The organism is Lentzea alba, from assembly GCF_011067745.1.
Lineage (GTDB): Bacteria > Actinomycetota > Actinomycetes > Mycobacteriales > Pseudonocardiaceae > Lentzea > Lentzea alba.
Window position 1 is genome coordinate 629,576 of sequence record NZ_JAAMPJ010000004.1, and the last position, 26,825, is coordinate 656,400.

Annotated in this window: 21 protein-coding genes; 11 read left to right on the plus strand and 10 right to left on the minus strand. The window is 68.8% G+C overall.

From position 1 onward, the window contains the following. Window positions 1-60: 60 nt before the first annotated feature. On the minus strand, window positions 61-2,193 hold the full coding sequence (locus G7043_RS18675; protein WP_449279968.1) for an RICIN domain-containing protein: 2,133 nt from the start codon (window positions 2,191-2,193) through the stop codon (window positions 61-63). A gap of 76 nt (window positions 2,194-2,269) precedes the next feature. Between G7043_RS18675 and G7043_RS18680 the strand changes: the two genes are divergently transcribed. From G7043_RS18680 to G7043_RS49905, 4 genes are read left to right on the plus strand one after another with little or no spacing between them, the layout of a single operon-like run. Further along, window positions 2,270-2,797, plus strand: a complete 528-nt coding sequence (locus tag G7043_RS18680) for an ArsR/SmtB family transcription factor (protein ID WP_166046917.1) — start codon at window positions 2,270-2,272, stop codon at window positions 2,795-2,797. Continuing rightward, complete coding sequence (locus G7043_RS18685) at window positions 2,790-3,353, plus strand: SRPBCC family protein (RefSeq protein ID WP_166046918.1); 564 nt, start codon at window positions 2,790-2,792, stop codon at window positions 3,351-3,353. Before G7043_RS18680 ends, G7043_RS18685 begins: the two co-directional genes overlap by 8 nt. Window positions 3,354-3,383: 30 nt before the next feature. Then, the gene (locus G7043_RS18690) at window positions 3,384-3,980 is read left to right on the plus strand and encodes a toll/interleukin-1 receptor domain-containing protein (protein ID WP_166046919.1); all 597 of its coding nucleotides are present in this window, start codon (window positions 3,384-3,386) and stop codon (window positions 3,978-3,980) included. A gap of 7 nt (window positions 3,981-3,987) precedes the next feature. Further along, window positions 3,988-6,297: a KGGVGR-motif variant AAA ATPase gene (locus G7043_RS49905; protein ID WP_166046920.1), complete on the plus strand. Its 2,310-nt coding sequence runs from the start codon at window positions 3,988-3,990 to the stop codon at window positions 6,295-6,297. Here G7043_RS49905 and G7043_RS18700 read toward each other — a convergent pair. Genes G7043_RS18700 through G7043_RS18720 form a run of 5 tightly spaced genes read right to left on the minus strand, consistent with a single transcriptional unit; the run spans window position 6,270 to window position 12,580 of the window. Next, window positions 6,270-7,472 (minus strand): FAD-binding protein, encoded by a 1,203-nt coding sequence (locus G7043_RS18700; RefSeq protein WP_166046921.1) that lies wholly within the window; start codon window positions 7,470-7,472, stop codon window positions 6,270-6,272. The genes G7043_RS49905 and G7043_RS18700 overlap by 28 nt on opposite strands. Next, entirely contained in the window at window positions 7,469-9,004 is a 1,536-nt protein-coding gene (locus tag G7043_RS18705; RefSeq protein WP_166046922.1) for a dipeptide ABC transporter ATP-binding protein, read from the minus strand. Before G7043_RS18705 ends, G7043_RS18700 begins: the two co-directional genes overlap by 4 nt. Next, window positions 9,001-10,668, minus strand: coding sequence for an ABC transporter substrate-binding protein (locus G7043_RS18710; RefSeq protein WP_166046923.1), 1,668 nt, complete (start codon window positions 10,666-10,668; stop codon window positions 9,001-9,003). Before G7043_RS18710 ends, G7043_RS18705 begins: the two co-directional genes overlap by 4 nt. A 14-nt stretch (window positions 10,669-10,682) precedes the next feature. Beyond that, on the minus strand, window positions 10,683-11,639 hold the full coding sequence (locus G7043_RS18715) for an ABC transporter permease (protein WP_166047116.1): 957 nt from the start codon (window positions 11,637-11,639) through the stop codon (window positions 10,683-10,685). 26 nt (window positions 11,640-11,665) lie between these two features. Beyond that, entirely contained in the window at window positions 11,666-12,580 is a 915-nt protein-coding gene (locus tag G7043_RS18720) for an ABC transporter permease (RefSeq protein ID WP_207311298.1), read from the minus strand. A 138-nt stretch (window positions 12,581-12,718) separates the two neighbouring features. Between G7043_RS18720 and G7043_RS18725 the strand changes: the two genes are divergently transcribed. After that, the gene (locus tag G7043_RS18725) at window positions 12,719-13,726 is read left to right on the plus strand and encodes a methyltransferase (protein WP_313887953.1); all 1,008 of its coding nucleotides are present in this window, start codon (window positions 12,719-12,721) and stop codon (window positions 13,724-13,726) included. A 36-nt stretch (window positions 13,727-13,762) separates the two neighbouring features. Next, on the plus strand, window positions 13,763-15,097 hold the full coding sequence (locus G7043_RS18730) for a glycosyl hydrolase family protein (RefSeq protein WP_166046924.1): 1,335 nt from the start codon (window positions 13,763-13,765) through the stop codon (window positions 15,095-15,097). On the opposite strand, the gene G7043_RS18735 is transcribed toward G7043_RS18730, so the two are convergent. Both G7043_RS18735 and G7043_RS18740 read right to left on the minus strand, forming a co-directional pair. Beyond that, window positions 15,087-15,881: a siderophore-interacting protein gene (locus tag G7043_RS18735; protein ID WP_313887954.1), complete on the minus strand. Its 795-nt coding sequence runs from the start codon at window positions 15,879-15,881 to the stop codon at window positions 15,087-15,089. The genes G7043_RS18730 and G7043_RS18735 overlap by 11 nt on opposite strands. After that, window positions 15,878-18,136 (minus strand): ATP-binding cassette domain-containing protein, encoded by a 2,259-nt coding sequence (locus tag G7043_RS18740; protein WP_166046925.1) that lies wholly within the window; start codon window positions 18,134-18,136, stop codon window positions 15,878-15,880. Before G7043_RS18740 ends, G7043_RS18735 begins: the two co-directional genes overlap by 4 nt. Window positions 18,137-18,217: 81 nt before the next feature. Between G7043_RS18740 and G7043_RS18745 the strand changes: the two genes are divergently transcribed. The 4 genes from G7043_RS18745 to G7043_RS18760 all read left to right on the plus strand — a co-directional run bounded on the left by G7043_RS18745 (window position 18,218) and on the right by G7043_RS18760 (window position 22,133). Continuing rightward, a complete protein-coding gene (locus G7043_RS18745) occupies window positions 18,218-19,006 on the plus strand; it encodes a TetR/AcrR family transcriptional regulator C-terminal domain-containing protein (RefSeq protein WP_166046926.1) in 789 nt (262 codons plus the stop codon). Between the two features lie 46 nt (window positions 19,007-19,052). Then, the gene (locus tag G7043_RS18750; protein WP_166046927.1) at window positions 19,053-19,424 is read left to right on the plus strand and encodes a hypothetical protein; all 372 of its coding nucleotides are present in this window, start codon (window positions 19,053-19,055) and stop codon (window positions 19,422-19,424) included. 45 nt (window positions 19,425-19,469) lie between these two features. After that, window positions 19,470-20,510 (plus strand): hypothetical protein, encoded by a 1,041-nt coding sequence (locus G7043_RS18755; protein ID WP_166046928.1) that lies wholly within the window; start codon window positions 19,470-19,472, stop codon window positions 20,508-20,510. Window positions 20,511-20,585: 75 nt separating this feature from the next. Next, complete coding sequence (locus tag G7043_RS18760; RefSeq protein ID WP_166046929.1) at window positions 20,586-22,133, plus strand: outer membrane protein assembly factor BamB family protein; 1,548 nt, start codon at window positions 20,586-20,588, stop codon at window positions 22,131-22,133. Here G7043_RS18760 and G7043_RS18765 read toward each other — a convergent pair. Together G7043_RS18765 and G7043_RS18770 are read right to left on the minus strand one after the other, a co-directional pair. Next, on the minus strand, window positions 22,113-24,719 hold the full coding sequence (locus tag G7043_RS18765) for an AfsR/SARP family transcriptional regulator (RefSeq protein ID WP_166046930.1): 2,607 nt from the start codon (window positions 24,717-24,719) through the stop codon (window positions 22,113-22,115). The two genes, G7043_RS18760 and G7043_RS18765, sit on opposite strands and share 21 nt — an antisense overlap. Window positions 24,720-24,739: 20 nt before the next feature. After that, window positions 24,740-25,816, minus strand: coding sequence for an epoxide hydrolase family protein (locus tag G7043_RS18770; protein ID WP_166046931.1), 1,077 nt, complete (start codon window positions 25,814-25,816; stop codon window positions 24,740-24,742). Window positions 25,817-25,859: 43 nt separating this feature from the next. On the opposite strand from G7043_RS18770, the gene G7043_RS18775 reads away from it, so the two are divergent. Then, window positions 25,860-26,798, plus strand: a complete 939-nt coding sequence (locus tag G7043_RS18775; RefSeq protein ID WP_166046932.1) for a helix-turn-helix transcriptional regulator — start codon at window positions 25,860-25,862, stop codon at window positions 26,796-26,798. The last annotated feature ends 27 nt before the right edge of the window (window positions 26,799-26,825 follow it).

The following is a 26,825-nucleotide window of genomic DNA, read 5'->3' on the forward strand; positions in this document are numbered from 1 at the left end:
GCTCCAGTCTATGCGGACCAGAGCACGGGGATGCGCAGTCGAAAACCGCTCAGCGGAACATCACGGGTAATTCGCCAGATAGGCCTCGGTAGAACCAGCGGTCACCCGGCCGCCCGAGTTGTTGATGATGCGCTCGATGGTGCCCTTGCCGCCCAACGAGATCGTCACCATGCTGTGGAACCTCACACCCGGAGTGTTCGGCACCTCGAACGCCCGATCGGCCACCACGCTTGGGTTGGCGTTGGCGAAGATATAACTGCCGAGGCCCCACGCCTCGTGCGTTGTGACGTTGTTGGACACCTTGTACGCCGCGTAGCCGCGCGTCGAGCCGTTCATCCACGCCGCCTGGTTGGGCACCTCGTACGGCATTTCGTTCTGGTAGAAGTACGTCCGGCCGCCCTGGCCGTTCCAGATGGTCTGGTACTTCTGGTAGTGCTCGACGAACAGGCCGTACATCGTCACGTTGTTGCCGTTGACGATCAGGCCGGTGTCGGCCCTGTTGACGTCCCAGCCGACACCGATGGAGTGGTCGCCGCGCCACAGCCAGAGGTGGTCGCCGATCACGTCGTAGCTGTTGACCACCAACGACGTCGTGGCCCGCCCGACGGCCGAACCGCCGATGCGCACGTACAGGTCGTGCACCGACGTCGGGTTGGCCTGGTGGCGTGCCGTGCTGCCGGGGGCGCCGATCTGCATCAGCAGCGGCGAGTTGGTCGGGGCCGCGTCGATGAGCAGGCCGGCGACCTTCACACCGTCCACATCGGCCACGTCGAGCGCCATGTTCCCGTTGGTGGGCATGATGGTCGCGAGACCTAGACCCATCACGACGGTGTCCGGGCGAGTGACCCGGATCGGCTCGCTGACCTGGTGGATGCCGGGCTGGAACAGCAGGTTCTTGCCCGCCGCGAGCTGCTGGTTGATCGTCGCCGCCGACGTGCCCGGCTTGACCACGTAGAACTGCGAGATCGGGATGTTGGTGCCCTGCTGGTTGCCGCTCGCCCACGTGGTGCCGCTGGAGTTGCTGCGCAGCGCGGGGACGAAGACGTTGTACTTGCCGGCGCCGTCGATGTTCAGGAACGGCTTCTCACGCACGACAGGGGTTTGCGCGACGGTGGTGTACGGCGGCTCGGGGAACGTGTTCTGCGGGGCGTTGCGGGCGCCGACGAAGACCATGTTCCAGTTCTCGCCGGTCCACGAACCCCACTCGGTGTTGCGCGACAGCCACTGCTGCTGACTGCCAGAGCGGACCTGGCCCGTCACCACGGAGTCGGCCAGGAAACCGCCGCTGGACCAGCCGTTGTCGTCGAGCTGCATGTTGCCGTAGACGTGCGTGCGGCGCATCGCGGACGCCTGCGAGACGGCCCACGTGTTGGTGCCGCCCGGCGGGCGGATCGCGAGGTTCTCCGCGCCACGCCAGAAGTTGTGGGTCGCGTTGCCCTCGAACCAGTCGGCCTCGACGTGCACCTGGCCGTTGATCGTCACCTGGTCCGGGTTCAGGCCGAGCCCGAGCACCTGGGTGAAGAAGCCGATGTTCACGTCGACGTTGTAGGTGCCCGGCTTGAAGAAGATCGCGAACCGGCGCGCGTCGTACTGACCCTCTTCCTGCTGCCGGAAGACGTCGTTGAGGCGCGTTTGGATGGTGCTCGCGGACATCGACGGGTCGAAGATCAGCACGTTCGGGCCGAAGTCGGGCGCCTCGGGGTCCGGCGGCGCAGGGGTGCCGAGCCGGAACGCCTGGGCGTTCGTGCCGTTGCAGGTGTACTGGACCAGCTGGACGTCACCGGTGGAGGCACCCGGCACGTCCAGGCACTTCCCGCTGTGGCGGCTGACGAACCGGTAGGTGTCCGTGCCGACCTGCTCGGGACGCCATTGCTGGTTGTTGGCGCTGAAGTTCTGCCACATGTGGATCGCCGCGTTGTCCGCGGTGGAGACGTTGGAAACGTCCCAGACCGAGCCCTCGCCGACGGTGAAGTAACCGTCGCTCGTGGGCGTGAACTTCCAGGTCTGTCCAGTGCAGCTCTGTTGGCGGAGTTGTGCGCCGTTCGCCGTTCCCTGCGACTCCACGCACTTTCCGCTGCCGACGTTCGTCACCTGATAAGCGGTTCCGGGCACCACGTCGGCCTGCGCCGCGACCGTCCACACCGGAACGATCGCTGCTGCCGCCAACGCTGCCACCAGCAGGGGGATTCTCACGGGTGCCAGGGTGGGGGCGGTTTGTTGCAACCGTCAACGAACCTAACTGTTTCCGGTCGGGTTCCGGTATTGACAAATGATTTTGTCAAATGAGACCGTGCTGGGCGTGGAGCTGTCACCGTTGCGCAGGTCGCTGCTGGAGCTGCTGAAGTCGCCCGCCTCGGCGACCCAGCTCGCGGCGGCCCTCGACCTGCCCCGGCAACGGGTCAACTACCACGTGCGAGCCCTGGAGCAGGCAGGACTGGTCGAGCTGGTCGAGGAGCGCCAGCGCCGCGGCTGCGTCGAACGAGTCCTGCGCGCCCGGCCCGGCCGCGAGATCGCCGCCGACGTCCAGGATCAGTTCGCCGCGACGCACCTGGTGTCCGTCGCCGAGGACACGGCACGCGAGGTCTCGCGGATGTCGGGTGCCGCGGCGGACGCGGGAAAGCGTTTGCTCACGTTCACCGTGGAGACGACGGTCCGCTTCGGCGCGCCCGGTGCCATCCACGAGTTCACCAGCGACCTGGCCGAAGCGGTGCGGCAGATCGCCTTGAAGTACGACACCGAGTCAGGCCGCCCGTACCGGGTGGTCGCGATGGGCCATCCGGGAGTCGCAGATGGATGACGAGGGCGTGCGGATCGAGATCACGGTGGCCGCGCCGGTCGACGAGGTGTGGCAGTCGTTCCGCGACAAGCAGAAGATCCGGCACTGGCACGGTTGGGACATCCCCGAGCTCGACGCCGAGATCGACCACATCTACTTCCAGAACGCCGAGGAGGACGGCACCACGCTGATCGTCCACGGCCACGACACGTTCGCGCTGACGCCGGTCCCCGAGGGCACCCGCGTCGTGCTCACCCGCGCGCCCAAGGGCACCTCGCCCGAATGGGACGACTACTACGACGACATCACCGAGGGCTGGATCACCTTCCTGCACCAGCTCAAGTTCGCGCACGAGTTCCACCCCGGTGAGGCCCGCCGCACGCTGTTCTGGCCGGCTCAGGTCGATCTCGGCGTGTCGGGCAAGCCGTTCTTCTCCGCGGCCAACCAGAGCGGCCAGGTGATCGAGGAGTGGGGCCCCGGATTGCTGGTCACCTGCCCGAAGATGACCGTCGTGACGACCTACGGGTTCTCCGACGACGAGCTTGAGGCGTTGCGCCAGAAGGGTGACGCCTCGTAATAGCTGAAGCCATGATCACGATGTGATGGCGTGGGCTACGAGTACGACGTCTTCCTGAGCTACACCCGCCGCGGCGGCGGTGAGATGTGGGTGCGGGAGCACTTCCACCGTGCTCTGAAGGACTGGCTCGGCAACGAGATGGGCTTCGACCCGCGGATCTTCGTGGACTGGGGCCAGGAGACCGGGGTGGCGTGGCCCGAGAACCTGGAACGCGCGTTGTTGCGTTCGAAGGTGATGGTCGCCGTCTTCTCACCGCCGTACTTCCGCTCGCCGTGGTGCCGTGCCGAGTGGGAGAGCATGCTCGAACGTCACCGCGTGCTCGGCTACGGCACCGCGGACCAGCCGCGGCAGCTGGTGCTGCCCGTCCGTTATGCCGATGGCCGGCACTACCCGCCTGAGGCACACGCCACCCAACAACGGGACTTCACGTCGTGGAACCTGCCTCTCGCCTACGAGGTCTACAGCCGCTCGGCCAACTACGAGCACTTCCTGACCGCCGTGCAGGAGCTGGCGAAAGAGGTGGCGGAGCGGATCGAGGAAGCGCCACCGTGGGATCCGGCGTGGCAGGTGGTGCGGCCCCCGCTGGATCTGACGACGGTGCCGCCCGGTCCGTTGCCGAGGCTGTGAGGCTGCCGTGATCGTCACGTTCTACTCGTACAAGGGCGGCGTTGGCCGCTCCTTCTGCCTGGCCAACGTCGCCGTGCAGCTCGCGCGCTGGGGCAACCGCGTGCTGTGCGTGGACTTCGACCTCGACGCGCCCGGCCTGCACGAATACTTCAAGCCGTACATCTCGTCGTTGCACGACGGTGGCTTGGTCGAGGTCATCACCGGCGATGCCGACTGGACCGACGTCGTGGAGCCCGTCTCCGTGCCGGACGCCGACAACCTGTCGCTGCTGACAGCGGGCGCGATGAACTCCTCCTACCCCGACCGTGCGCAAGCGTTGTCGTGGCCGGAGCTGTTCGCCGACCACGACCTGGGCTGGCGGTTCGAGAAGATCCGCGCGGAGTGGGAAGAGGAGTTCGACTACGTCCTGATCGACAGCCGCACCGGTATCACCGACATCGGTGGCATCTGCACCGCGCAACTGCCGGACATCTTGGTGTTGTGCGCCGCGCCGAACCGACAGAACCTCGCCGGCACGCTGGACGTCGCCCGCCGCGCGGCGGAAGCGCGCGATCGGCTGCCCTACGACCGAGCCGGGTTGCTGTACCTGCCGGTGGTGTCGCGGTTCGACAGCAAGGAGGAGTACGAACGGGCGCGGGCGTGGCGGACGACGATGGCGGAGCAGTTCGCGCCGTTGTACGCGAGCTGGCTGCCTGCTGACCAGGGTGACGACCAGGCCGAGTTGGGGCTGGTCGAGCGCACCACGGTGCCGTACCTGCCGTACTGGAGTTTCGGCGAGGAAATCGCGGTCGTCGACGAACGCAGCGGCAGCCCCGACACCGTGTCGTACTACATGGACAACATCGCTGCATTGCTCGCGCACCGGCTCGCGGACGCCGATGTGCTGGTGAGCAGCCGCGACACCTATGTCTCGGCGGCTCGGGAACGCGGTCAGCGTGAGTCCGGCCAGGGTTTCCGCTACGACGTCCTGGTGCACGGCACCTCCGAGCGGGCCGTGGAGCTGCACAACGACCTGGTGGAACTCGGGGTGCGGGCGGTGCGGGGACGGCTGGCGGAGGTGTCGATGGTGTGGCACTTCGTGATCGTCGACCCGCCGGCGCGGGCATCGGCCGGGATCCAGGAGATTCTGGACCAGGTGCAGCTCGACCCCGGCCGGCTGGTGATGGTGGTCGGAGAGGTGTCGAAACAGCTCTCGTCGGCACACCCGATCAGCGGGTCGGCCGTTGACGTGGTGAGCGCGGTGCCCGCCGAGAACATGGGACAGCATTGGGGAGACGTGCTCGTCTCGGCCGCCCGCGTGCTCCAGTCCCAGAGTGATCTTGTTGGTGCCCACGCGCTGGCCGTTCGAGCGGTGGAGGCCATGCAGACGCCGATTCGGGCGTCGCTGCTGCGCGGAGAGCTGGCGAAGGACCTCGGCCTGCTGCGGGAGGCGGAAACCGTCCTGGACCGCGTGCTGAACACCTTGCCGTCGGACTCAGTCGAAGCGCAGCGCGCACACCGGTTGCTAGGCGAGATCCACCGGGACAGGGGCGACATCGGGTCGGCGATCGACCACTTCGATGCGGTGCTGGAGGCCGGCGGCAGCGATCGGGAGCATGCGCTCGTGCACCGCGAACTCGCGCGGATGGAGCTGCGGACCGGGGACACCAACCTCGCGCTGCGGCATCTGGAGGAAGCGCGGATGAAGGCCGCCGGCGACCTCTTGCTGGAGGCGCAGCTTGCGTTCGAGCTGGGCACGTTGCTGGTCGACAGCGGCGACTTCGAGGCGGCTGGTCGGCAGTTGGTCGACGCGGTCGAGCGGAACTCGTTGCCGGTCGCCGACCAGGTCACCGCGTTGCGTCAGCTCTCGTATCTGGAGAGCGTTGCCGGGAGACGGCTCGGGGCCACGGACTACCTGCGGCGCGCCTATGACGAGGCGGTGCAGCCTGAGGACAAGGCCGACATCGTCATCGAGCTCGCTCGGCTGCAGGGCGATCTCGACGGGATCCAGGAGGTCACGACCGCCCTCCAGGCGCTCGATCCCGACAATCTCGTCGCGATGGCGAGGCTGCTGGAAGCGCTGGGCAATCTCCATCTCGACGTGGGTCGGCCGGAACAGGCTAGAGAGGCGTTCAGCGATGCCTATGACGTGTTCCGCCGCCTCGACGATCGAGCGGGGCAGGTGCGCGCGTTGATCGGCCTGACCATGGCTCTGCGTTTCATCGAGATCACCCTCGCCCAGAGAAGTTGGAGCGAGGCGTGGCGGTTGCTAACGCGGTTGCGCGGGCCCGAAGCTGATCTGTTGCGGCGTCAGCTGGACGCGATCGAGCCGAAGTAGCGGGTCAGGAAGTCGTTGCGGAACACGCCTTTCGGGTCGTGTTCGTTGATCAGCGCGCGGAAGGCGTCCCACTGCGGGTACCGAGCGGACAGCAGCATCGGCGGCACGGTGAACAGCTTGCCCCAGTGCGGCCGCGGCGCGATCGCCTCCTCCAACCGAGGCAGCAGGGCGAGCACAGCAGGAGTGTTCGGCACCCACGTGAAGTGGATCGCGAGGCTGTCGCGGTCGTAGGCCGGGCTGAGCCACTGCGGCTCGGCCGACACCGTGCGGATCTCGCAGGCCTGCACCAGCGGCGAGATCACAGTGGACATCTCGGCCAGCGCCCGCAACGCCGTGACCGCGCGGGTGCGCGGGACGAAGTACTCGGTCTGCAGCTCCTGCCCTACCGACGGCGTGAACTCGGCGCGGAAGTGGGGGAGCCGCTCGTGCCACGGTCCGGGCACGCCACCCTGCAGCGTGCAGCGCGAGGGCGGCTGTCCGACGACCGGGTGCCGCGGGCCGTCGGCAGGCCTGCCGGGGAAGGTGAACGGCTCGTCGCCCACGCGGTGCTTCACCCACAGCGTCGCGCCGCCCTGCCAGTCGATGAACGCGCTCACGCTGTAGGCGCCGTCGAAGATCTGTTCCGCCTGGACGAGCAGCGTCGTCCAGGCGACGTCCTCGTAGACGGTCTGGGCCACCTCGAACGACGGCACCACGTCCAGCGTCACCGTCGTGATCACGCCCAGGCCGCCGAGCGACACCGGGGCGCCCGCGGACGTCAGCTCGACGACAGACCCGTCCGCGCGCATCACCTCGACGGCGGTGACCGCTCCGGCCAGCGAGCAGCCGCCGGAGCCGTGGGTGGCGGTGGCGATCGCGCCGGCGATGGTGATGTGCGGCAACGACGGCAGCGTGTGCAGGGCCAGGCCCGCGTCGAACAGCCTCGGCGCCAGCTGGGCGAGGGTCATGCCCGCGCTGACCCGGACGCTGCGGCCCGACACCTCGAAGACCTCGGGCATGCCCGCCAGCGACACCAGGGTGCCCGTCGTGTCGGCGACGGGGCTGAACGAGTGCCCGGACCCGACGACGTGCACCGCGGACGATCCGCGGACGATCGCGCGCAGGTCGTCGGCCGAGGTCGGCGTCACGGCCTGAGCCGCGGTGAACGTGACGTTGCCCGCCCAGTTGGTCTTCATACGGACACGGTAAGGGCCGAGGCGAGCAAGCGTTGCGTGTAGGGGTCCTGCGGCGCGGCGAACACCGAGGCGCCCTCCTCCACGACCCGGCCCTGGTGCAGGATGGCCACCCGGTCGGAGAGGTGCTGCACGACGGCCAGGTCGTGGCTGATGAACAGGCACGCGAACCGCAGATCGCGCTGCAGCGAGCGGAACAGGTCCAGCACCCGCGCCTGCACCGTCACGTCCAGTGCGGACGTCGGTTCGTCGGCGATCAGCAGGTCCGGGTCCAGTGCGATGGCGCGGGCGATGCCGACTCGCTGGCGTTGCCCGCCGGAGAGTTCGTGCGGATACCGGTCGCGCAACGAGACGGACAGCTGCACCGCGTCCAGCAGCGAGTCGACCTTCGCGGTCAGCTCCGCGCCGCGCAGCGACGTGTGCAGCAACAGCGGCTGGGCGATCGACCGGCCGACCGTCGCCCGCGGGTTCAACGACGACAGCGGGTCCTGGAACACCAGCCCGATCCGGCCGCGGTCGGCCTTGCGCAGGGCGCAGACCTCCTTGCCCGCCACCGTGATCCCCCCGCTGTACCGCACGAGCCCGGTGACCGCGGCGGCGATCGAAGACTTGCCGGACCCGGACTCGCCGACCAGTCCCAGCACCTCGCCGCGTCCGATCTCCAGCGACACGTCCGACACCGCGCGGAACTTCCCGTACGAGATCGAGACGCCGGACAGCCGCAGCACCGGTGCCGCGGGAGCGCGGGCAGGGAGCTCACGGGAGTCCAGCGACAGCACCGAGTCGAGCAGCGTCCGGGTGTAGGGCTGCGCGGGCTTCTGGAAGACCTGCCGCACGGTGCCGGTCTCCACGACCCTGCCCGCGTTCATCACGATCACCCGGTCGGCGAGGTCGGCGACCACGCCCATGTCGTGCGTGATCAGCAGGATCGCGACACCGAGCCGGTCGCGCAGGTCCCGCAGCAGGCCGAGGATCTCGGCCTGCACGGTCACGTCCAGCGCGGTCGTCGGTTCGTCGGCGATCAGCAGCGACGGCTCGTTCGCCACCGCCATCGCGATCACCACGCGCTGGAGCTGCCCGCCGGACATCTCGTGCGGATAGGCCTTGAACCGTTCTACCGGCAGCCCGACGAGCCGCAGCAGCTCCAACGCCCGTGCCCGAGCCTCGGCGCGTGAGACCGAACAGTGCACGCGCACGGCCTCGACGATCTGGCTGCCGATCGTGAGGACGGGATTCAACGCGCTCATGGGCTCCTGGAACACCATGCCGACCTCGTTGCCCCGAACCTCGCGCAACTCGTTGAGGGACAACGAGTACAGGTCCCGTCCACCCAGGAGCGCCCGTCCGGTCACCGAGGCGGACGACGGCAGCAGTCCCAGCAACGACATCGCGGTCACGGTCTTGCCGGAGCCCGACTCGCCGACCACGGCGAGGACCTCCCCGGCGGTCAGCGAGAACGAGACCTCGCTGACCGCGGGGGAGCCGGAGCCGAAGTCCACCGAGACGTCCTCGACGGACAGCAGCACGTCACTCACTTCGAGATACCAACCTGGAGGTAGTTCGGGTAGGCGGGGAAGTCGGCGATGAAGAAGTTGCCGACCTTCGAGCCGTGGATGAACGAGTTGCGCGTGTAGATCAGCGGCACGACCGGCGAGTCCTGCAGGATCCGCTTGTCGATCGCGGCCCACTTCTTCCCGGCCTCTGCCGGGTCCACGGTGGACTGCGCCTGCTCGATCAACTTGTCCACCTCGGGGTTCGAGTACCGCGAGGTGTTGTAGCCGCCCTTGCCGATCTCCGAGGAGGCGAACAGCGGCTGGATGTTCGAGTTCGCGCTGGGGAAGTCCGGCTGCCACGAGCCCAGGATCAGGTCGTAGGTCGGGTTGTCGGCGAGGTTCGTCTCGGTCTCGAACGCGTCCGCCTCCAGCGACCGGATGGTCACCTTGATGTTCGCCCTGGCCAGCGCGGCTTGGACGGCCTCGCCCTTGTCGGTCTGGTTGTTGGACTTGTTGAGCACCAGCTGCAGTCCGTCCAGGCCGTTCGGGAAACCGGCCTCGGCGAGCAGCGCCTTGGCCTTGTCCGGGTCGCCCTCCGGCTTGCTCGGGTAGAGGTCGAACTGCTCGCGGCCCTCGATGCCCTGGGTGATCAGCGTCGAGGCCGTGTCGCCGGCCAGCGCCGCGGTGCCCGCCGACGCCACCTGGTAGGCGGCCTTGTTCACCGCGTACTGGAACGCCTGGCGCACCTTGACGTTGTTCAGCGGCGCCTTCTGCGTGTTCAGCGCGAGGTACGCGACCGCACCCGACTTAGACGTCACGACGCGGGACTTCGCCGACGGGTTCTGCTGCAGCTGCGCGAGCTGGGCGGGGGAGACGAACGACGAGGCGAACGCGAACCTGTCGTCACCGGAGTCGGCGGCGAGGCGCTGCGAGACGACCGAGGCCTCCTGGCCGAGCTGGAACACGACGGAGTCCGGCAGGCCCGCGCGTACCTGGTCCTTGGCGGGCTCCCAGTTCGGGTTGCGGGAGAGCTCGACCTGGACGCCCTTCTGGTACTTGGCGATCTGGTACGGACCGGACGCGACGGCGTGCTCCTGGTAGTCCGCCTCGGCGCCCTTGCCCTTCGGCACCGGCGCGAACGCGGGCGTCGACGCGATCCAGGGCCAGTCGCCGTAGGGGCGGGTCAGGGTGAAGACGATGGTCCTCGCGTCCGGGGTCTTGATGGAGTCGAGTTCCTTGCCCTCGAACGGACCTTGGTAGTCACCGCCGCCCAGCAGGTCCTTGTGGTAGCCGAGGCCGCCACCGAACGCCGGCGCGAACGACCGCTCGACGCCCCACTTCACGTCGGCGGAGGTGATCGGCGTGCCGTCGTTGAACTTCAGCCCGTCCTGCAGCACGAAGGTCCACGTCTTGCCGCCGTCGCTGGTCTTGCCGGTGTCCGCGAGGTCGGGCACGACCAAGGCGTGCTGCCCGACGGCGTTCTGCCAGCCGGTCAGTCTGCGGTGCACCAGGCCGAGCGTGGTGATCGCGAGACTCTGCGACTTGGCGGGGTCGAGGTTGAGCGTGCGCGACTCCGACAGGATGCGCAGCGTGCCGCCCTTCTCCGGCTTGGCGGCGTCACCCGCGGGTTTCTGGTCGTTCGCACCGCAGGCCGACACCCCCAGGGCACCGATCAGCACGACGGCAAGAAGTTTCTTGCGGTACAACGGACTTTCCTCCCTCAGGTGAGCCGTGCTCGCGGATCGAGCACGCCGTAGGACAGATCGACGACGGCGTTGGCGACGACCACGAGAAAACCGGCGAACAACGTGCAGCCGAGCAACGTCGGCAGGTCGCGGGAGTGCACCGCGTCGATCAGCAGACCGCCCAGGCCGGGCAGGCTGAACACCCGCTCGGTGATCACCGCGCCGCCGAGCAGCGCGCCGAACTCGATGCCGGTCAGCGTCACGACGGGCAGCAACACGTTGCGCAGTGCGTGTTTCCCGACGACGGCCCGCTCCGGGACGCCCTTGGCCCGCGCGGTGCGGATGTAGTCCTCGCTCATCGTCTCGAGCATCTGCGTGCGGGTGAGCTTCACGTAGTGGGCGCCGTGCGCGAACGCCAGCACGCACCACGGCAGGACCAGCCCCCACGCCCACCGCACCGGATCCTCGGAGAACTCGGTGTAGTTGCCGACCGGGACGACGTCGAGCTGGAACCCGAGCACGAGGATCCCGAGCAGCCCCACCAGGTACACCGGCGCGGACACTCCGATCACCGACCCGGCCAGCGCCGCCCGGTCGAACCAGGTGTCCTTGTGCAGTGCGGCGTACACGCCGACCGCCACACCCACGACGACCCACAGCACGGCCGAGCCGACGGCGAGCGAGAACGTCACCGGCAGCCGGGCGCCGATCAGCTCCAGCACGTCGGCGTTCTGCTGGAACGAGTAACCGAAACACGGTGCCGCGCAGTGGATCGCGGTCGCGCCGGTGCCGAACGTCCTGCCGGTGAAGATGCCGGTCAGGAACGTGACGAACTGCTGCCACCACGGCTCGTCGAAGCCCATGAACTCCCGTGCCAGCGCCAGGTTCTCCGGCGTGCACGGCTTGCCGCACGCCAGCAGCGCCGGGTCGGACGGCACCAGGTAGAACACGACGAACGTGCAGAAGGCCACCACGAGCAGCACGAGCGCCATACCGCCGAGACGAGTTGCGAAGTACCTCACCGCTTCGCCCCCAACCTCGGGTCGAGCGCATCGCGCAGCCCGTCGCCCAGGGCGTTGAAGCCCCAGGTGACCGCGAACAGCGCGAGGCCGGGGAACAGCAGGTACGCCGGGTCCACCGCGACCCACTCGATCGCCGAGCTGATCGACCGGCCCCAGCTAGGCGTCGGCGGCAGCACGCCGACGCCGAGGAACGACAGCGCCGCCTCCAGGCCGACCTTGCCGGGCACTGACAACGTTGCCATGACCAGGACCGGACCCCAGAGGTTCGGCAGCAGCTCGGCGCGGAACACCTGCCACGGCGACGCCCCCAGCGTCCGCGCCGCCTTCACGAAGTTGCGCTCCTTCAACGTGAGCACCTGCGCTCGCACGATCCGGGCGGTCGACGGCCACCCGAAGAACCCGATCACCACGATCAGCAGCAGCGCCCGCGGGAACTCGACCGGCACCACCGCGCCGAGCGCGATCATGAACACCAGGTACGGGAAGCCCAGGAACACGTCGGCGCTCCAGGTGATCACCCGGTCGACCCAGCCGCCGAGGTAGCCGGCGGCCGCGCCGATCAGCACCCCGAGACCGATCGACACCAGCGTGGCCGCCAGCCCGATCAGGAACGACGTGCGCGCGCCGTGCACCACGATCGCGAACAGGTCCCGTCCGGTCAGCGGCTCGACCCCGAACCAGTGCTCCCCGCTCACCCCGCCGAGCACCCCCGCGGGCAGGCCGGTCGCCGGGTCGAGCGCGGTCGAGTCGTAGGTGTACGGGTCGTGGCCCTCGATGGCGGTGAGGACGTCCGCGAAGATCGCGACCAGCCCGATCACCACCACGGTGACCGTGCCGGCGAGCGCCCAGCGGTCACGGGCGAGCACCGATCGGATCGCGGCGGGCACCGACCGCGCGACGGGAGTGGACAACTGCGTGACCTGCTTCTTCGCGTGTGTTGATCTGTCGGCCGCACAGTAGGCCGATCGGCTGATCGCGTCTGCCGCGTCCAGCAGATGAGACTGTTGGGCGCTATTGCTTCAGTGTGGACAGAAATCAGGTTGCCGACGGTGGCAACGTGGATCCTCGTGGAAACCGACGTGCACAAGCTTCGAGGAATGTCCGACCTGGTCACGCCCATGACGCTGAGGGTCGCGGTGACCCTGGGCCTGCCGGAGCGGCTGGGCGACGAGCCCGCCACCGCCCGCGCACTCGCCTCCGAACTCGGGGTCGATCCGCTCGCGCTCGACCTGCTCCTGGCCCACCTGACGACCCTCGGTGTGGTCGAACGAACAGAAACCGGCTACCGCACGACCGAGTTCGGCGTGCACCTCCGCGCCGACGCGGGCAACGGACTGCACAACCTGCTGCACCACGACACCGCCGCCGGGCGCGCCGACCTGGCGTTCGTCGATCTGATCCACAGCGTCCGCACCGGCGAGCCCGCCTATCCCGTGCGCTACGGCCAGGACTTCTGGACCGACCTGGCCGAGCAGCCGCACCTGCGCGCCGCGTTCGACCGGCAGATGAACGACCGGATGAGCGGCTGGATCCCGCAGGTCGTGGCGGGGTTCGACTGGTCGCGGTTCGGCACCTTGGTCGACGTCGGCGGCGGCCACGGCAGCCTGCTGGCGGCGATCCTCGACACGCATCCGGGGGTGCGCGGCCATCTGGTCGACCTGGAGGAGACCGCCGCCGGTGCGCGCGGGCTGCTGCGCCGGTTCGGTGATCGTGCCGAGGTGACCGGGGGCAGCTTCTTCGACCCGCTGCCCGCCGGGGGAGACGCCTACCTGTTGTTCGACGTCCTGCACGACTGGGACGACGAGCAGGCGCACCGGATCCTCGCCCGGTGCGTCGAGGTCACGCCTGCCGACGGCCGGGTCCTCGTCGTCGAATCCCTCGGAGGTGTTGGCGGCGGAACGTGGTTCGACCTGGTCATGCTCGTGCACTTCGGAGGCCGGGACCGCAGGCTCGGCGACTTCAAGAAGTTGGCCTCAGCGCACGGTTTGGTGCTGGAATCGGTAACTGAGGTGACCAACGGGCGCAGTTTGCTCGAATTTAGGAAACATCCGATCTAAGGTCGAAGGGCCGCCGCACGGACGAAGGGACTCCTGATGCGTCGTGCAGCGGTCATAGCGGCCCTGTTGATCGTGGCGAGTGCTTCACCAGCGCAGGCCGCGCCGCCTGTCACCGTGCGGGTGGACCCGGCGAGCAGCAGTCAGGTCGGCAGGGACTTCGCCGGCTTCAGCTACGAGAAGGACCGGGTCGGCGCGCGGATGTTCAACGCCCGCAACACCGACCTGGTCCGGCTCTTCCGGCTGCTCGGGCCGAGCCTGCTGCGGATCGGCGGCAACCTCGTCGACATGACCACCTGGAACCCGGTGGGCACCGGCGGTGTGCCCACCGAGGTCACGCCGGCGGACATCCGCGAGCTCGCGATCTTCGCCAAGGCGACCGGGTGGAAGGTCGTCTACGGCATCAACCTCAAGACGAACACGCCGGAGAAGGCAGCCGAGGAGGCTGAAGAAGCGGCGAAACAGCTCGGCAGGGACCTGGTGGCGTTCGAGGTCGGCAACGAGCCGAACGTCTACGTCAAGACGTGGCCGGAGTACGAGGCGCTGTTCACGAAGTTCGCCGACGCGATCAGGGCCAGGGTGCCGCAGGCGCGGTTCGACGGGCCCGGTGAGGCCAACAAGACGGCGTGGGCGCTGGACTTCGGCCGCACGCAGAAGGACCGCGGCGCGACGATCCTGTCCACGCACCAGTACATCGCGCGCAACGACAAGGCCTCGATCCCGGACATGCTCGCGTCGAACAAGTCCGGACGGCTGCCCACCGCTTCGGCGGCGATGCGGAATGCCCGGGAGGCCACCGGGATCGCGCAGTGGCGGGTCACCGAGGCCAACAACTACTACCACGGCGGCGCGGCGGGTGTGAGTGACGTGCAGGCGGCGGCGTTGTGGTCGTTGGACTACCTGTCCGGTGTGGCGCAGCAGCAGGGTTCGGGCATCAACTTTCACGGCGGCACGAGCGTCCAGTTCCCGCTGCACTATTCGCCGATCAAGTACGACGGGCTCAACCCTGTTGGGGTGCAAGGGGTTTACTACGGCGAGCTGCTGTGGAAGCTGGCCGGGCCCGGTGCGTACCACGCGGCGAGCGTGACAGGTGCCGACGAGGTCACGGCGTGGGGGATCGGCAACAACGCGTTCGTCAACAACAAGAACACGACCAGCGTCACCGCGACGATCACGTTGCCCGAGAAGGCCCGGCACGCCAGCGTTTACGTGCTGACGGCACCGGCGCTGGACTCCACGGCGATCACCATCGCGGGCTCGAAGGTGGAGAAGAACGCGAAGTTCACCCCGCGCCCGAAGAACGTGCGGGTGGCCGGCACGACGACCACGGTCGACGTGCCGGCCAACAGCGCCGTGCTGGTGGTCACTCGCTGAACGCGGCGATCCGTTCCTGGGCCTCGGCGAGGTCCTCGGTGGTCGGGGCGTCGTCCTGGGTCAGGGCGCGCCGCCAGTAGCCGGCGAACTCGATGTCCTTCTTGGACACACCGAGGCCGACGAAATGCCTGCGCAAGGCGCGAACCGCGGCGGCCTCGCCACCGAGCCAGACCCACACCGACGACGGCACCTCCACCGCTGATACCACTCTTGGCACCACCGAGACCAGGTCGTCCCCGGCGCTGCGGTGCACCCACCGCACGCCGGGGACGTCCTGCTCCTCCAACGGATCCGCGACCTCGACGAACGCGAGGAACCGCTGCGAGTCAGGCAGCACTTCCAGCAACGACGAGATCGCGGGCAACGCCGTCTCGTCGCCCGCGAACACCAGCAGATCCGCGGTGCCGAGCGGCCGGGCGTAGTCGGCGGACGGCCCGAACCGCCCGATGACGTCACCCGGCTTGGCCACCGCGGCCCACGCCGACGCGGGGCCGTTGTCGCCGTGCAGCACGAAGTCCACGGTCAGCACGCCGTCGGCCAACGAACGCACGGTGAAGCTGCGCATCCACGGCCGTTCGGACTCGGGCATGGCCAGATACGCCTGGTACCAAACGCTTACGTCAGGCGACTCCGACACCAGCGCCGACCCGCCCGGCTTGGGGAACAACAGCTTCAGCTGCTGGTCCGGCCAGGTGCCGATGTCGACGAGACCGTCGCCGGTGAACGTCATCCGCACCATGCGGGGCGTCAACGGCCGGACCGAGGTGACCGTCAGCAGGCTCACGACAGGTACTCCTTCAGATGCTGGGCGGTCAGCGTGTCCGAGCCGGTGACGAGATCACCGGGCGTGCCGGTGAAGACGACCTGGCCGCCGTCGTGACCGGCGCCGGGACCCATGTCGACGATCCAGTCCGCGTGCGCCATCACGGCGAGGTGGTGTTCGATCACGATCACCGTGTTGCCGGCGTCGATCAGCTGGTCGAGCAGCCCGAGGAGCTGGTCGACGTCTGCGAGGTGCAGGCCGGACGTGGGTTCGTCCAGCACGTAGGTGGAGGCCTTCTCCGCCATGTGGATCGCGAGCTTCAACCGTTGCCGCTCGCCGCCGGACAGCGTGGTCAGCGGCTGACCGAGCGACAGGTACGACAGGCCGACGTCGTTCAGCCGCCCCAGCACCGCGTGCGCCTGGCCGGACGGGAAGAACTCGTGCGCCTCGGCCACGGACATGCCGAGCACCTCGCTGATGTTCTTGCCCCGCAACGTGTAGCGCAGCACCTCGGGCGTGAACCGCTTGCCCTCGCACTTCTCACACACCGTCGCGACGCCGGCCATCATCGCCAGGTCGGTGTAGACGAGCCCGATGCCCTTGCAGTTCTCGCAGGCTCCTTCGGAGTTCGCGCTGAACAACGCCGCTTTGACGCCGTTGGCCTTGGCGAAGGCGGTCCTGATCGAGTCGAGCAGCCCGGTGTAGGTGGCGGGGTTGGACCGGCGCGAACCGCGGATCGGTGACTGGTCGACCGTCACCACGTCCGGCCGCTTGCGCAACGAGCCGTGGATCAGCGACGACTTGCCCGAGCCCGCCACCCCGGTGACGACGGTCAGCACCCCGAGCGGGAGGTCGACCGACACGTCCTTCAGGTTGTTCGTCCGCGCGCCGCTGATCGTCAGAAACCCTTGCGGGGAGCGGAACTCCGTCCGCAGCTTGGCGCGGTGGCCGAGGTGCCGCCCGGTCAGCGTGCCGGACGTCCGCAGCCCGGCCACGTCGCCGGAGTAGCAGAGGTGTCCACCGTTGACGCCCGCGCCGGGCCCGAGGTCGACGACGTGATCGGCGATCTCGATGGTCTCGGGCTTGTGCTCGACGACGAGCACGGTGTTCCCCTTGTCGCGCAACCGCAGCAGCAGGTTGTTCATCCGCTGGATGTCGTGCGGGTGCAGGCCGACGGTCGGTTCGTCGAACACGTAGGTGATGTCGGTCAGCGACGAGCCGAGGTGCCGCACCATCTTCACGCGCTGCGACTCGCCGCCGGAGAGCGTCGCGGACTCGCGGTCGAGCGACAGGTAGCCGAGGCCGATCTCCACGAGCGAGTCCAGCGTGTTGCGCAGTGTCGCCAGCAGCGGCGCGACCGACGGGTCGTCGATGCCGTGCACGAACTGCGCCAGGTCGCTGATCTGCATGGCGCAGCAGTCGGCGATGTTCACCCCGCGGATCTTCGCGGCGAGCGCGGCCTGGTTGAGCCGGGCGCCGTGGCAGTCACCGCAGGTCGTGAACGTGACGGCACGATCGACGAACGCCCGGACGTGCGGCTGCATCGACTCGCGGTCCTTGGACAGGATCGTGCGCTGCAGCTTCGGGATCAGGCCGTCGTAGGTGACGTTGGTGCCGCCGATGTTGAGCTTCGTCGTCGGTTTGTACAGGAAGTCGTGCAGTTCCTGCTCGGTGAACTGCGCGATCGGTTTGTCGGGGGAGTAGAGCCCGGAGTTCGCGAGCACCTGCCAGTACCAGGTGCCGACGCCGTAGTTCGGCGCGTCGATCGCGCCCTCGTTCAAGGACTTCGAGCGGTCGACGATCGCGTCCACGTCGATGGTGGTGACCTTGCCCAGACCCTCGCAGGCCGGGCACATGCCCTCGGGCAGGTTGAAGCTGAACGCGCCTGACGTGCCGACGTGCGGCTCACCGAGCCGGCTGAACACGATCCGGAGCATCGTGTGCGCGTCGGTCGCGGTGCCGACGGTGGAACGGGAGCTCGCCCCCATCCGCTCCTGGTCGACGATGATCGCCGCGCTCAGGTTGTGCAGCGCGTCGACGTCCGGGCGTCCGATCGACGGCATGAAGGACTGCAGGAACGCGGTGTAGGTCTCGTTGATCATGCGCTGCGACTCGGCCGCGATCGTGCCGAAGACCAGCGAGGACTTGCCGGAACCGGACACGCCGGTGAAGACGGTCAGGCGGCGCTTGGGGACGTCGAGCGACACGTTCGCGAGGTTGTTCTCCCTGGCCCCGCGGACCTGGATCACGTCATGGCTGTCGGCGACAGCATTCACAGCTGGTTCCCCCTGGAATGATTCTTTATGCGATAAAGTATCGACCAACGAGGTTACTTTACGTCGTAAGGAGTCGCAACCGTGGTCGTCTACGCAGGTCAGGGCGATCCGCGCCGGTCCATCGAACTGCTCTGGCGCGGGACGGTCGCGGAGAAACGGTCCGGCCCGAAGCCCGGACTGAGCGTGGACTCGATCGTCGACGCCGGCATCGCGGTCGCCGACGAGCAGGGCATGGCGTTCTCGATGCGCGCGGTGGGGGAGCGCCTCGGCCGCACCGCCATGGCCCTCTACACGTACGTGCCGGGCAAGAACGAGCTCGTCGACCTCATGTACGACCGCACCATGGCCGAGCTGCCGACCAGCTACTCCCTCGACGACGGCTGGCGCCCGGCCGTCACGCAGTGGGCGCACGACATGTGGGAGTGCTACAGCCGTCACCCGTGGGTGCTGCAGGTGTCGCAGGCACGTCCGGTGCTCGGCCCGCACGAGTTCGCGGTGATCGAGGCCCTGGCCGCGATCCTGGTGTCGACCGGCCTGCCCGGACGCGAGCTGCGCGGCATCGTCGGCGCCATCAACTACTTCGTGCGCGGCGCCGCCCAGACCGTCGCCGAGGCGCGCGCCGCGGGTGGCGCGACCGGTGAGGCCGACGAGGAGTGGTGGTACGCCCGGTCGGCCGTGCTGCTGGAGATCGAGCCCGACCTCGAAAAGAAGTTCCCCATGCTGCACGTTCTGGAAAACGATAGAGAGCCAGCCACATCCGACCTGGCAGATCCGGAACTGCCGTACCTGGAGAACGACGCCGTCGAGAACTTCCGCAGCGGACTGCGGGTGTTGCTGGACGGCGTCGAGGGCGCTGTGGCAAAACCGTGACAATTCCCGGACGTCCGGCGCACATGAGATCGATGAGATCGTGCTCATGGCAATCGGCAGACTCATGTTGGCTGTCGCGTGCGCGCTGGTCCTGACCGCGCCGAGCACGGCAGCCTCGACGTCGTCGCAGGTGTACCGGCCCGCGATCATGCGGATGGAGTACACCGTCGGCACGGTGACCGGGGTGGTGCACGCACCGCGCACCCTCGTCGGCGAGCGGCCGATCGTGTTCGACTACCGCACGGACGACAACCGCGCGCAGACGTTGGCGCGGCGGGGGTTCATCGTGGTGCTGGTGAGCGACGCCGCTGTCCTGACCAGGCATCTGGAGCTGTGGCGCGACCTGCACGCGGACACCGGTCCGCTGGCGGAACGGTTCGCCGGGTTCGCCGGCCACTTCGCTGTGGCAGAACCGTGACACGGTCCTCACAAGACGCCCACAAGTGATCGATGAGATCACCCCATGGCAATCGGAAAAGCTGCGGCCGCCGTCGTGATGGCGATGGCGCTGACCGCCCCGACCACTACCGCCGCACCCGACGGGTACGGCTCCGGAGTCAGAAGGGTCGAGTACTCGCTCGGTGATCGGGCGTTTCAGGTGCCCGGCTTTCACACCGAACCGGGTGGCCCCGTCGCGGATCTCGAACTCACCGCGGTCGTGCACGCCCCGCGCACGCTCGTCGGCAAACGGCCGTTGGTGCTGCTCGCGCACGGTTACTGGAAACCGTGCGCCAACGACCAGTGGGTCTGGCCGTGTCCGGCAGGGGACGCGTTCCCGAGCTACCGCGGGTACGACTACCTGGCGGAAGAGCTGGCGCGGCAGGGTTTCGTGGTCGTGTCGGTGAGCGTGAACGGCGTCAACGCGGGCGAGATGGGGCAGATCGCCGACGTCGCCAGGGCAGGCCTCATGAGCAAGCACCTGGAGATGTGGCGCGACCTCGACGACGGCAAAGGCCCGCTCGCCCAGAAACTTCAAGGATTCCGCGGGCACGTCGACCTCGCCAACGTCGGCACGCTCGGTCACTCACGCGGTGGGCGAGGCGCGGTCTACCAGGCGTCGGACAAGCACGTGACCGAGCTGCCGGCCAGGGTGCGAATCAAGGCCGTGCTGCCGCTCGCGCCAGCCGACTACTACGCGCCGGACCCGGAAGCACCGGAGAACCTCGACTACCGGATCACGAAGATCCCGTTCGCGGTCATGACCGGCAGCTGCGACGGCGCGGTCAACGGTGGTACGTACGTCGACAACGCGAAGGGCCGCAACCTCGTCCCCATCCACGCCGTGACCCCGCAACACGCCAACCACAACTACTTCAACACCGAATGGTCCTACGACAACGACAGCAGCTGCCCCGACACCGCGCTCACCCCTGAACAACAGCGGAGGATCGCGACCACCTACATCCCCGCGTTCTTCCGCCAGTACCTGCACGGCCAGTCGAACCCGATCGTCAGCCGGGGCTATCCGGGCGTTGACGTCGTTACGCATCAACCGATCGGTTAGACCTCAACGAGACTTTATGGGGTCGCGTTCCCCCTTCCGCTGCTGCCAGGGTTGGCAGCGGAAGGGGGAAATTCCATGCTCAGAACCACAGCGCTGCTCACGGCAGCGCTAGTAGTGCTGACTGCGTTACCCGCCACCGCGCACCCGAGCGGTGACTGGGCCGGTTGGCAGAAGGATCCCAACGGTTCCCGGCACAACGCCGCGGAATGGCGCCTCGACCAGAACAACGCGGGCAAGCTCAAGCTGAAGTGGGCGTTCGCCTATCCCAAGGGCGAGTTCAACGCCGTCCGCAGCCAGCCGGCCGTCGTCGGCGACACCATCTACTTCGGTGGCCCCGACGGCAAGTTCTACGCCCGCGACAAGCGGACCGGCAACGCGAAGTGGGAGTTCACGCTCCCGCCCGCCACCCGGTACGCGTACAACTCCGACGGGCCGACCGTCAGCAACGGCAAGGTGTTCTTCGGCGACAGCGCGGGCCGGTTGTTCGCGCTCGACCAGCGAACCGGCCAGAAGCGCTGGCAGACGCAGATGGACGACACCATCGCCTCGCAGACGACCAGCTCGCCGATCGTCCACGGCGGACTGGTGTACGTCGGCACGTCCAGCGGCGAGAACATGCTGCCGCGCGACTACCCGTGCTGCACCTTCCGCGGCCACATGGACGCCTACGACATCGACACCGGCGCGCTGGTCTGGCGTCACTACACGGTGCCGGAACCGGTCGAGGTCGGCACGTGGCCCAACGGCGCCAAGCGGTTCGAGCCGTCCGGCGTCGGCGTGTGGAGCTCGCCGGTGATCGACCGCAGGACCGGCACGCTCTACGTCGGCACCGGTCAGAACTACAGCGGCAAGGGCGGCGAGTTCGACTCGCTGCTCGCTTTGAACGCCCGCACCGGCGCGGTGAAGTGGACCAACCAGGTCACCGACGCCGACACGTGGCGGTGGGCGTGCAACGAACCCGACCCCGAGGGCTACTGCCCGGGGTTGAAGGACAACACCAACCTCGACTACGACATCGGTGCGACACCGAACCTGTTCTCCGTGGGTGGCAGGCAGCTCGTCGGTGTCGGTCAGAAGTCCGGCGTGTACCACGTGTTCGACGCCACGACGGGGCAGGTCGTGTGGCGTCGTCAGCTGGGCGTGCCGTTGCCCAGCGCCGGCATCTCGGGCATCCAGTGGGGGTCGAGCTATGACGGCAAACGGCTCTACATCGCGACCTACTACGCCGATCCCGGCAAGCTGTTCGCGGTGGATCCCGCCACCGGCGACGTCCTGTGGGAGACGCCGGCACCTGAGGACGGTTGCTCCACGGGTGGTGCGGCCGGGCAGCCGGGGTGCGCGCGGGCGCACGGCGTGCCGGTGTCCAGCTCGCCCGGTGTGGTGTGGCTGGGCGCGCAGGACGGCAAGTTCCGCGCGTACCACGCCAGGACCGGCAAGATCCTCTGGTCCTACGACACCGTGCAGGACGTGCGCGGGGTCAACGGGCTGACCGGACGCGGCGGCGTCATGGCCGGGCCGGGCACGGGCGCGGTGGTGTCGGACGGGATGGTCTACGTCCAGTCCGGTTACCACTCGGACTGGGTGAACCCCAACGGTTCCGTGCTACTCGCGTTCGGCTTGTAGCTTCGCGCGGACGCCGTCCGCGGCCAGGCCGGCCACGGTGCGCAGCTCGAGAGATCGTTGCCAGGCCGCACGAGCCAGCTCGGCGTCACCCACGGCTGCGTGGGCGTCGCCGAGCTGTTCGTGAGCGGCCGCTTCGAGCGGGAGGTCGCCGCCGCGCCGGAAGTACTCGGCGGACTGGGTGAAAGCCTCGACGGCGCCCGCGTGATCGCCCAGGCCGAGCCGCGCGCTGCCGAGGCTGTCCCACGTCTCGGCCTGGCCGATGAGATGGTCCATCGCCTGCCACATCGGCATCACGCGCTCGGCGTACTCGACGGACCTGGCGTGCTCGCCGAGTTTGACGTAACCCCACGCCAGTCCCGTCAGGGCGTTGGCCTGCCCGTAGCGGTCGCCGCACTCCTCGAACAACGCGAGCCCGCGCCGGGTGTACTCCATCGCCTCGGCCACCTTGTCGTCCGGGCACAGCATGGCGATGTTCAGCAGCACCGCGGCCTGCCCCGCCGGGTTGCCCTCGTAGACCTCGAACGCCCGCTCCAGCGCCACCATGGCCTCGTCGAGCCGTTTCAGCCGGCCGAAGCCGCGGCCCAGGTTGATCAGCGTGCGGCCCAGGCCGTCGGCGTCGTCGAGTTGCTCCAGCGCGGCGACGGCGAGTTGCTGGGACGTCAGCAGATCGCGGTGGTGCGCCTGGCGGTCGAGGACGTCGGCGAGCGACCAGCCCATCAGCCACGTCTGCGTCGGCGTGCCGTGCGGCATGGCCGCCATCAACGTCGGATGCTCGGCCATCAGCCACACCAACGCTTCGTCGCGCGTGCCGAACGACGTGACCACGACACCGGCGGTGGGCTCCGGGGTGGCCGGGCGGTAGCGGGTCGGGGTGAACGCGAGGCCCGCCTCGACGCTCGTCAGCGCGAGGTGGTCGAGCAACCGGTGCAGCGCCTCGTCGCGTTCACCGGGTAGTGCCAGCTCGGCCGCGTAGTCGCGCAGCAGGTCGTGGCACGTGAACCGGCCCGGTTCCGGCTCGTCGATCAGGTTCGCCCTGGCCAGCTCCTCCAGCAACGTCGAGGTCTCCGGCACGGGAAGCCCCGCCAGCGACGCCGCGCCCGCCAGGCTGATGTCCGGGCCCGGCATCAGTCCCAGCAGCCTGAACAACCGCAGCCCCGCCGGGCTGAGTGCCTTGCAGGAGTGGGAGAACACCGAGCGCAGGTCCGCGGTGACGTCATCGTCGTCGGCGAACGCGTCCAGGTCGGCCAGCTCGTCCGCCAGCGTGGCCAGCGGGAACTCCGGCTGCGTCGCCGCCCGTGCTCCGGCCACCGCGAGGGCGAGGGGAAGCCTGGCGCAGCGGCGGACCACGGTGTCGACCGCGTCCGGCTCGGCGTGCGCGCGGTCGTGGCCGATCCGGGCCGCCAGCAGTTCGCGGGCGTCGTCGGGCGGCAACAGGCCCAGCGGCAACGAATGCGCGTGCGCGGGCCGCAGAGCGGTCCGGCTGGTGATCACCACGTGGGTGTCCGGCGTGCGCGGCAGCAACGGCTCGACCTGGTCCGCGTCGGTGGCGTTGTCCAGCACCATGAGCACCCGCTTGCCGGCGAGCGCGTCCCGCAGCAACGCCGCCTGCCCGGCCAGGTCGTGCGGCACCTGGGTGCGCGGCACGTCGAGCGCCGAGAGGAACCGCAGCAGGGCGTCGCCGGGGCTCACCGCCGCACCGCTCGGCCCGAACCCGTGCAGGTTCACGTAGAGCTGCCCGTCCGGGAACCGTTCGGCCGCCCGGTGCGCCCAGTGCACCGCGAGCGAGGTCTTGCCGACCCCGCCCGTACCGGTGATCACCACGACGCCGTTCGGGGCCTGGTCCAGCTCCGCCAGCTCCAGCGCCCGGCCGGTGAACGGCTTGGGCGGCGCGGGCAACTGCCGGGGCGCGGAGGCGGCCTGCAGGCGCCGGTGCGAGGTCAGCAGCGGCCGGGACGGTTCGGCGCCCAGCTCGTCGGCCAGGCGGGCCCGCACGATCTCGAAGTGCCGCAATGCTTCCGCCGTGCGCCCGCTGCCGTGCAACGCCTCGATCAGCTGGGCGGCGATCCGTTCGTCCAACGGCCGTTCGGCGGCCAGGGCCTGCAGCTCCGGCACCAACTCGGTGTGCTCACCGGAGTTCAGCCGCGCGTCGACGTGGTCGAGCCGGGCGGCGAGCAGCTCGTCCGCGAACTCCGCGCGGACGTGCCGGGCCCACGGGGTGTCCAGTGTGGACAGCAGCTCGTCCTCGGCGAGCGCCAGCGCCTGCGCGGTCCGGCCGGTGCGCACGAGGTGCCGGAACAGGTGCAGATCGATCTCGAGTGGATCGACCCGCACCGCGTATCCGTTGCCCTCGCGCTGGATCAGGCCCGGCAACGTGTGCCGCAGCCGGGTCAGCCAGGTCTGCATCATCGCGCGGGCGCGGGGCGGTGGCGCGTCCCCCAGCACGCGCTCGACCAGCTCGTCGGCGCCGACCACCCGGCCGGCGTCGACGAGCAGCACGCCCAGCAGGGCTCCCAGTCGCGTGGGACCGAACTCGGTCGAGCGGCCGTCCACCGCCGCCGTGACCCCGCCGAACACCGTGAACCGCACGGTGATCACCGTAGCGTCATTCACAAAAGAAAGACCTTTCGCAGTTCACTGATCATCAGCTCTGGCACCTCCAACGCCGCGAAGTGCCCACCCCGTTGCATTTCGGTCCACCGCACGATGTTGTGGTTGCGTTCGGCCATCCGCCGGATCGGCACGCTCAGGTCGTGCGGGAAGACCGCCACCGACGTCGGCGTCGGCGATTCGGGTTCAAGTTCGCCCCACGTCTCGTCCCCCTCCTGGTAGTAGCGCGCCGACGAGCCCGCGGTCCGGGTGAACCAGAAGATCGACGCGTTCGTCAGCACCGCGTCGAGGGGTACCCCGATCTCCGGGTCGCTCCACGTGTGGAACGCCCATTCGATCCACTCGAGCTGCGCGACCGGCGAGTCGGTGAGCGCGTAGGCGACCGACTGCGGCCGGGTGCTCTGCATCGCCACGTACCCGAACTGCTCGAACTCGTACTTGTACGCCTTCTCCACGGACCTCCGCTCGGCCTCGACGGTCATGTCCGCCGTCTCCTGGGTGACACCGGCGGAGAAAATCTGGTTGACGTGGATCGCCCGGACCTCGTCGCGCATCCCGAGCTCGCGCGTGAGCTTGGCGCCGAAGTCGAAGCCGTGCGCGACGAACCGGTCGTAGCCCAGGCGGCGCATCAGCTCGGCGAACAGGCTGGCCACGCGGGGGATGGTCCAGCCGAGTTCGTGCGTCGGACCGGAGAACCCGAAGCCGGGCACCGACGGGATCACCAGGTGGAAGTCGCGGCTCAGCGGCTCGATCATCTCCGCGAACGCGAAGCACGTCGTCGGCCAGCCGTGCGTGAGCAGCAGCGGTTCGGCGTTGTCCTTGGCGCTGCGGACGTGGATGAAGTGCAGCGGCGTCCCGTCGATCTCGGTGCGGAACTGCGGGACCTTGTTGAGCCGCCGCTCCTGCTCCCGCCAGTCGAAGGCCCGCCAGTGCCCGGCAAGCTCGCGCAGGTGCTCCAGCGGCGTGCCCTGTGCCCAGGACGCTCCGGCGGGGGAGTCCGGCCAGCGGGTCTGGTCGAGGCGGCGGTGCAGGTCGTCGATGTCGGACTGGGGGATGTTGATCTCGAACGGCTTCATGATCGTGACGCTACGAGGACTGTAGGACAGATATGGTCCTACAGTGTCTTCTGCTCGGTTGCTGAAGTTGCTCGGGCTGTTGCAGTCGCGTCGCGAGTGGCCGGGAAGTGAGCTCGCGGACCGGCTGGGCGTCACCGCGCGCACGGTCCGGCGGGACATCGACAAGCTCCGGGCGCTCGACTACCCGGTGCACGCTTCGATGGGCACGTCCGGCGGCGGTTACCGGCTCGGTTCGGGCGCGCGGCTGCCGCCGTTGCTGCTGGACGACGACGAGGCGGTGGCGGTGGCGGTCGGACTGCGGACCGCGAGCGGCATCGAGAACATCGGCGAGACGGCCGTGCGCGCGTTGTTGAAGGTCGAGCAGGTGCTGCCGTCCGCGTTGCGGCACCAGGTGGCCGCCCTGGACATCTCGACCGTCCCGCACACCGGGTCGGCCGCGCTGGTGGACGCGTCGTTGCTGACGTTGGTCGGCACGGCCTGCCGCGACCGGCAGCGGATCCGGTTCGGCTACACCGGCCACTCGGGTGTGGAGTCGCGGCGGGAGGCCGAGCCGCACAGGTTGGTCACGTGGGGCAGGCGTTGGTATTTGGTCGCGTGGGACGTGCAGCGGGACGACTGGCGCACATTTCGGCTCGATCGGATGAGCGTGCGGACCCCGTTCGGTGCGCGGTTCACGCCTCGTGAGATTCCCGGCGGCGACGCGGGGGCGTTCGTGGCCGCGCGGGTCGCCGATCGGTGGCCGGTGCAGGGCGTCGTGCGACTGAGCGTGCCCGCCGAGGAGGCCGTGGAGTGGCACAGCTACGGCGAGGTTTTGGCTGTGGACGAAACGTCGTGCCACGTTCGGGTCGGTGGCGAGACGATGGACGACGTGGTGTTCATGCTCGCGAGCATCACCGTCGACTTCGAGGTCGTCTCGCCGCCGGAATTGTCCGTTGCGCTGGTTCGGGCGGCGGAACGGTTTCGCCGGGCGGCGAAATTCTAGAGCTTTTCTCAGGGTGCTGACAGCAGA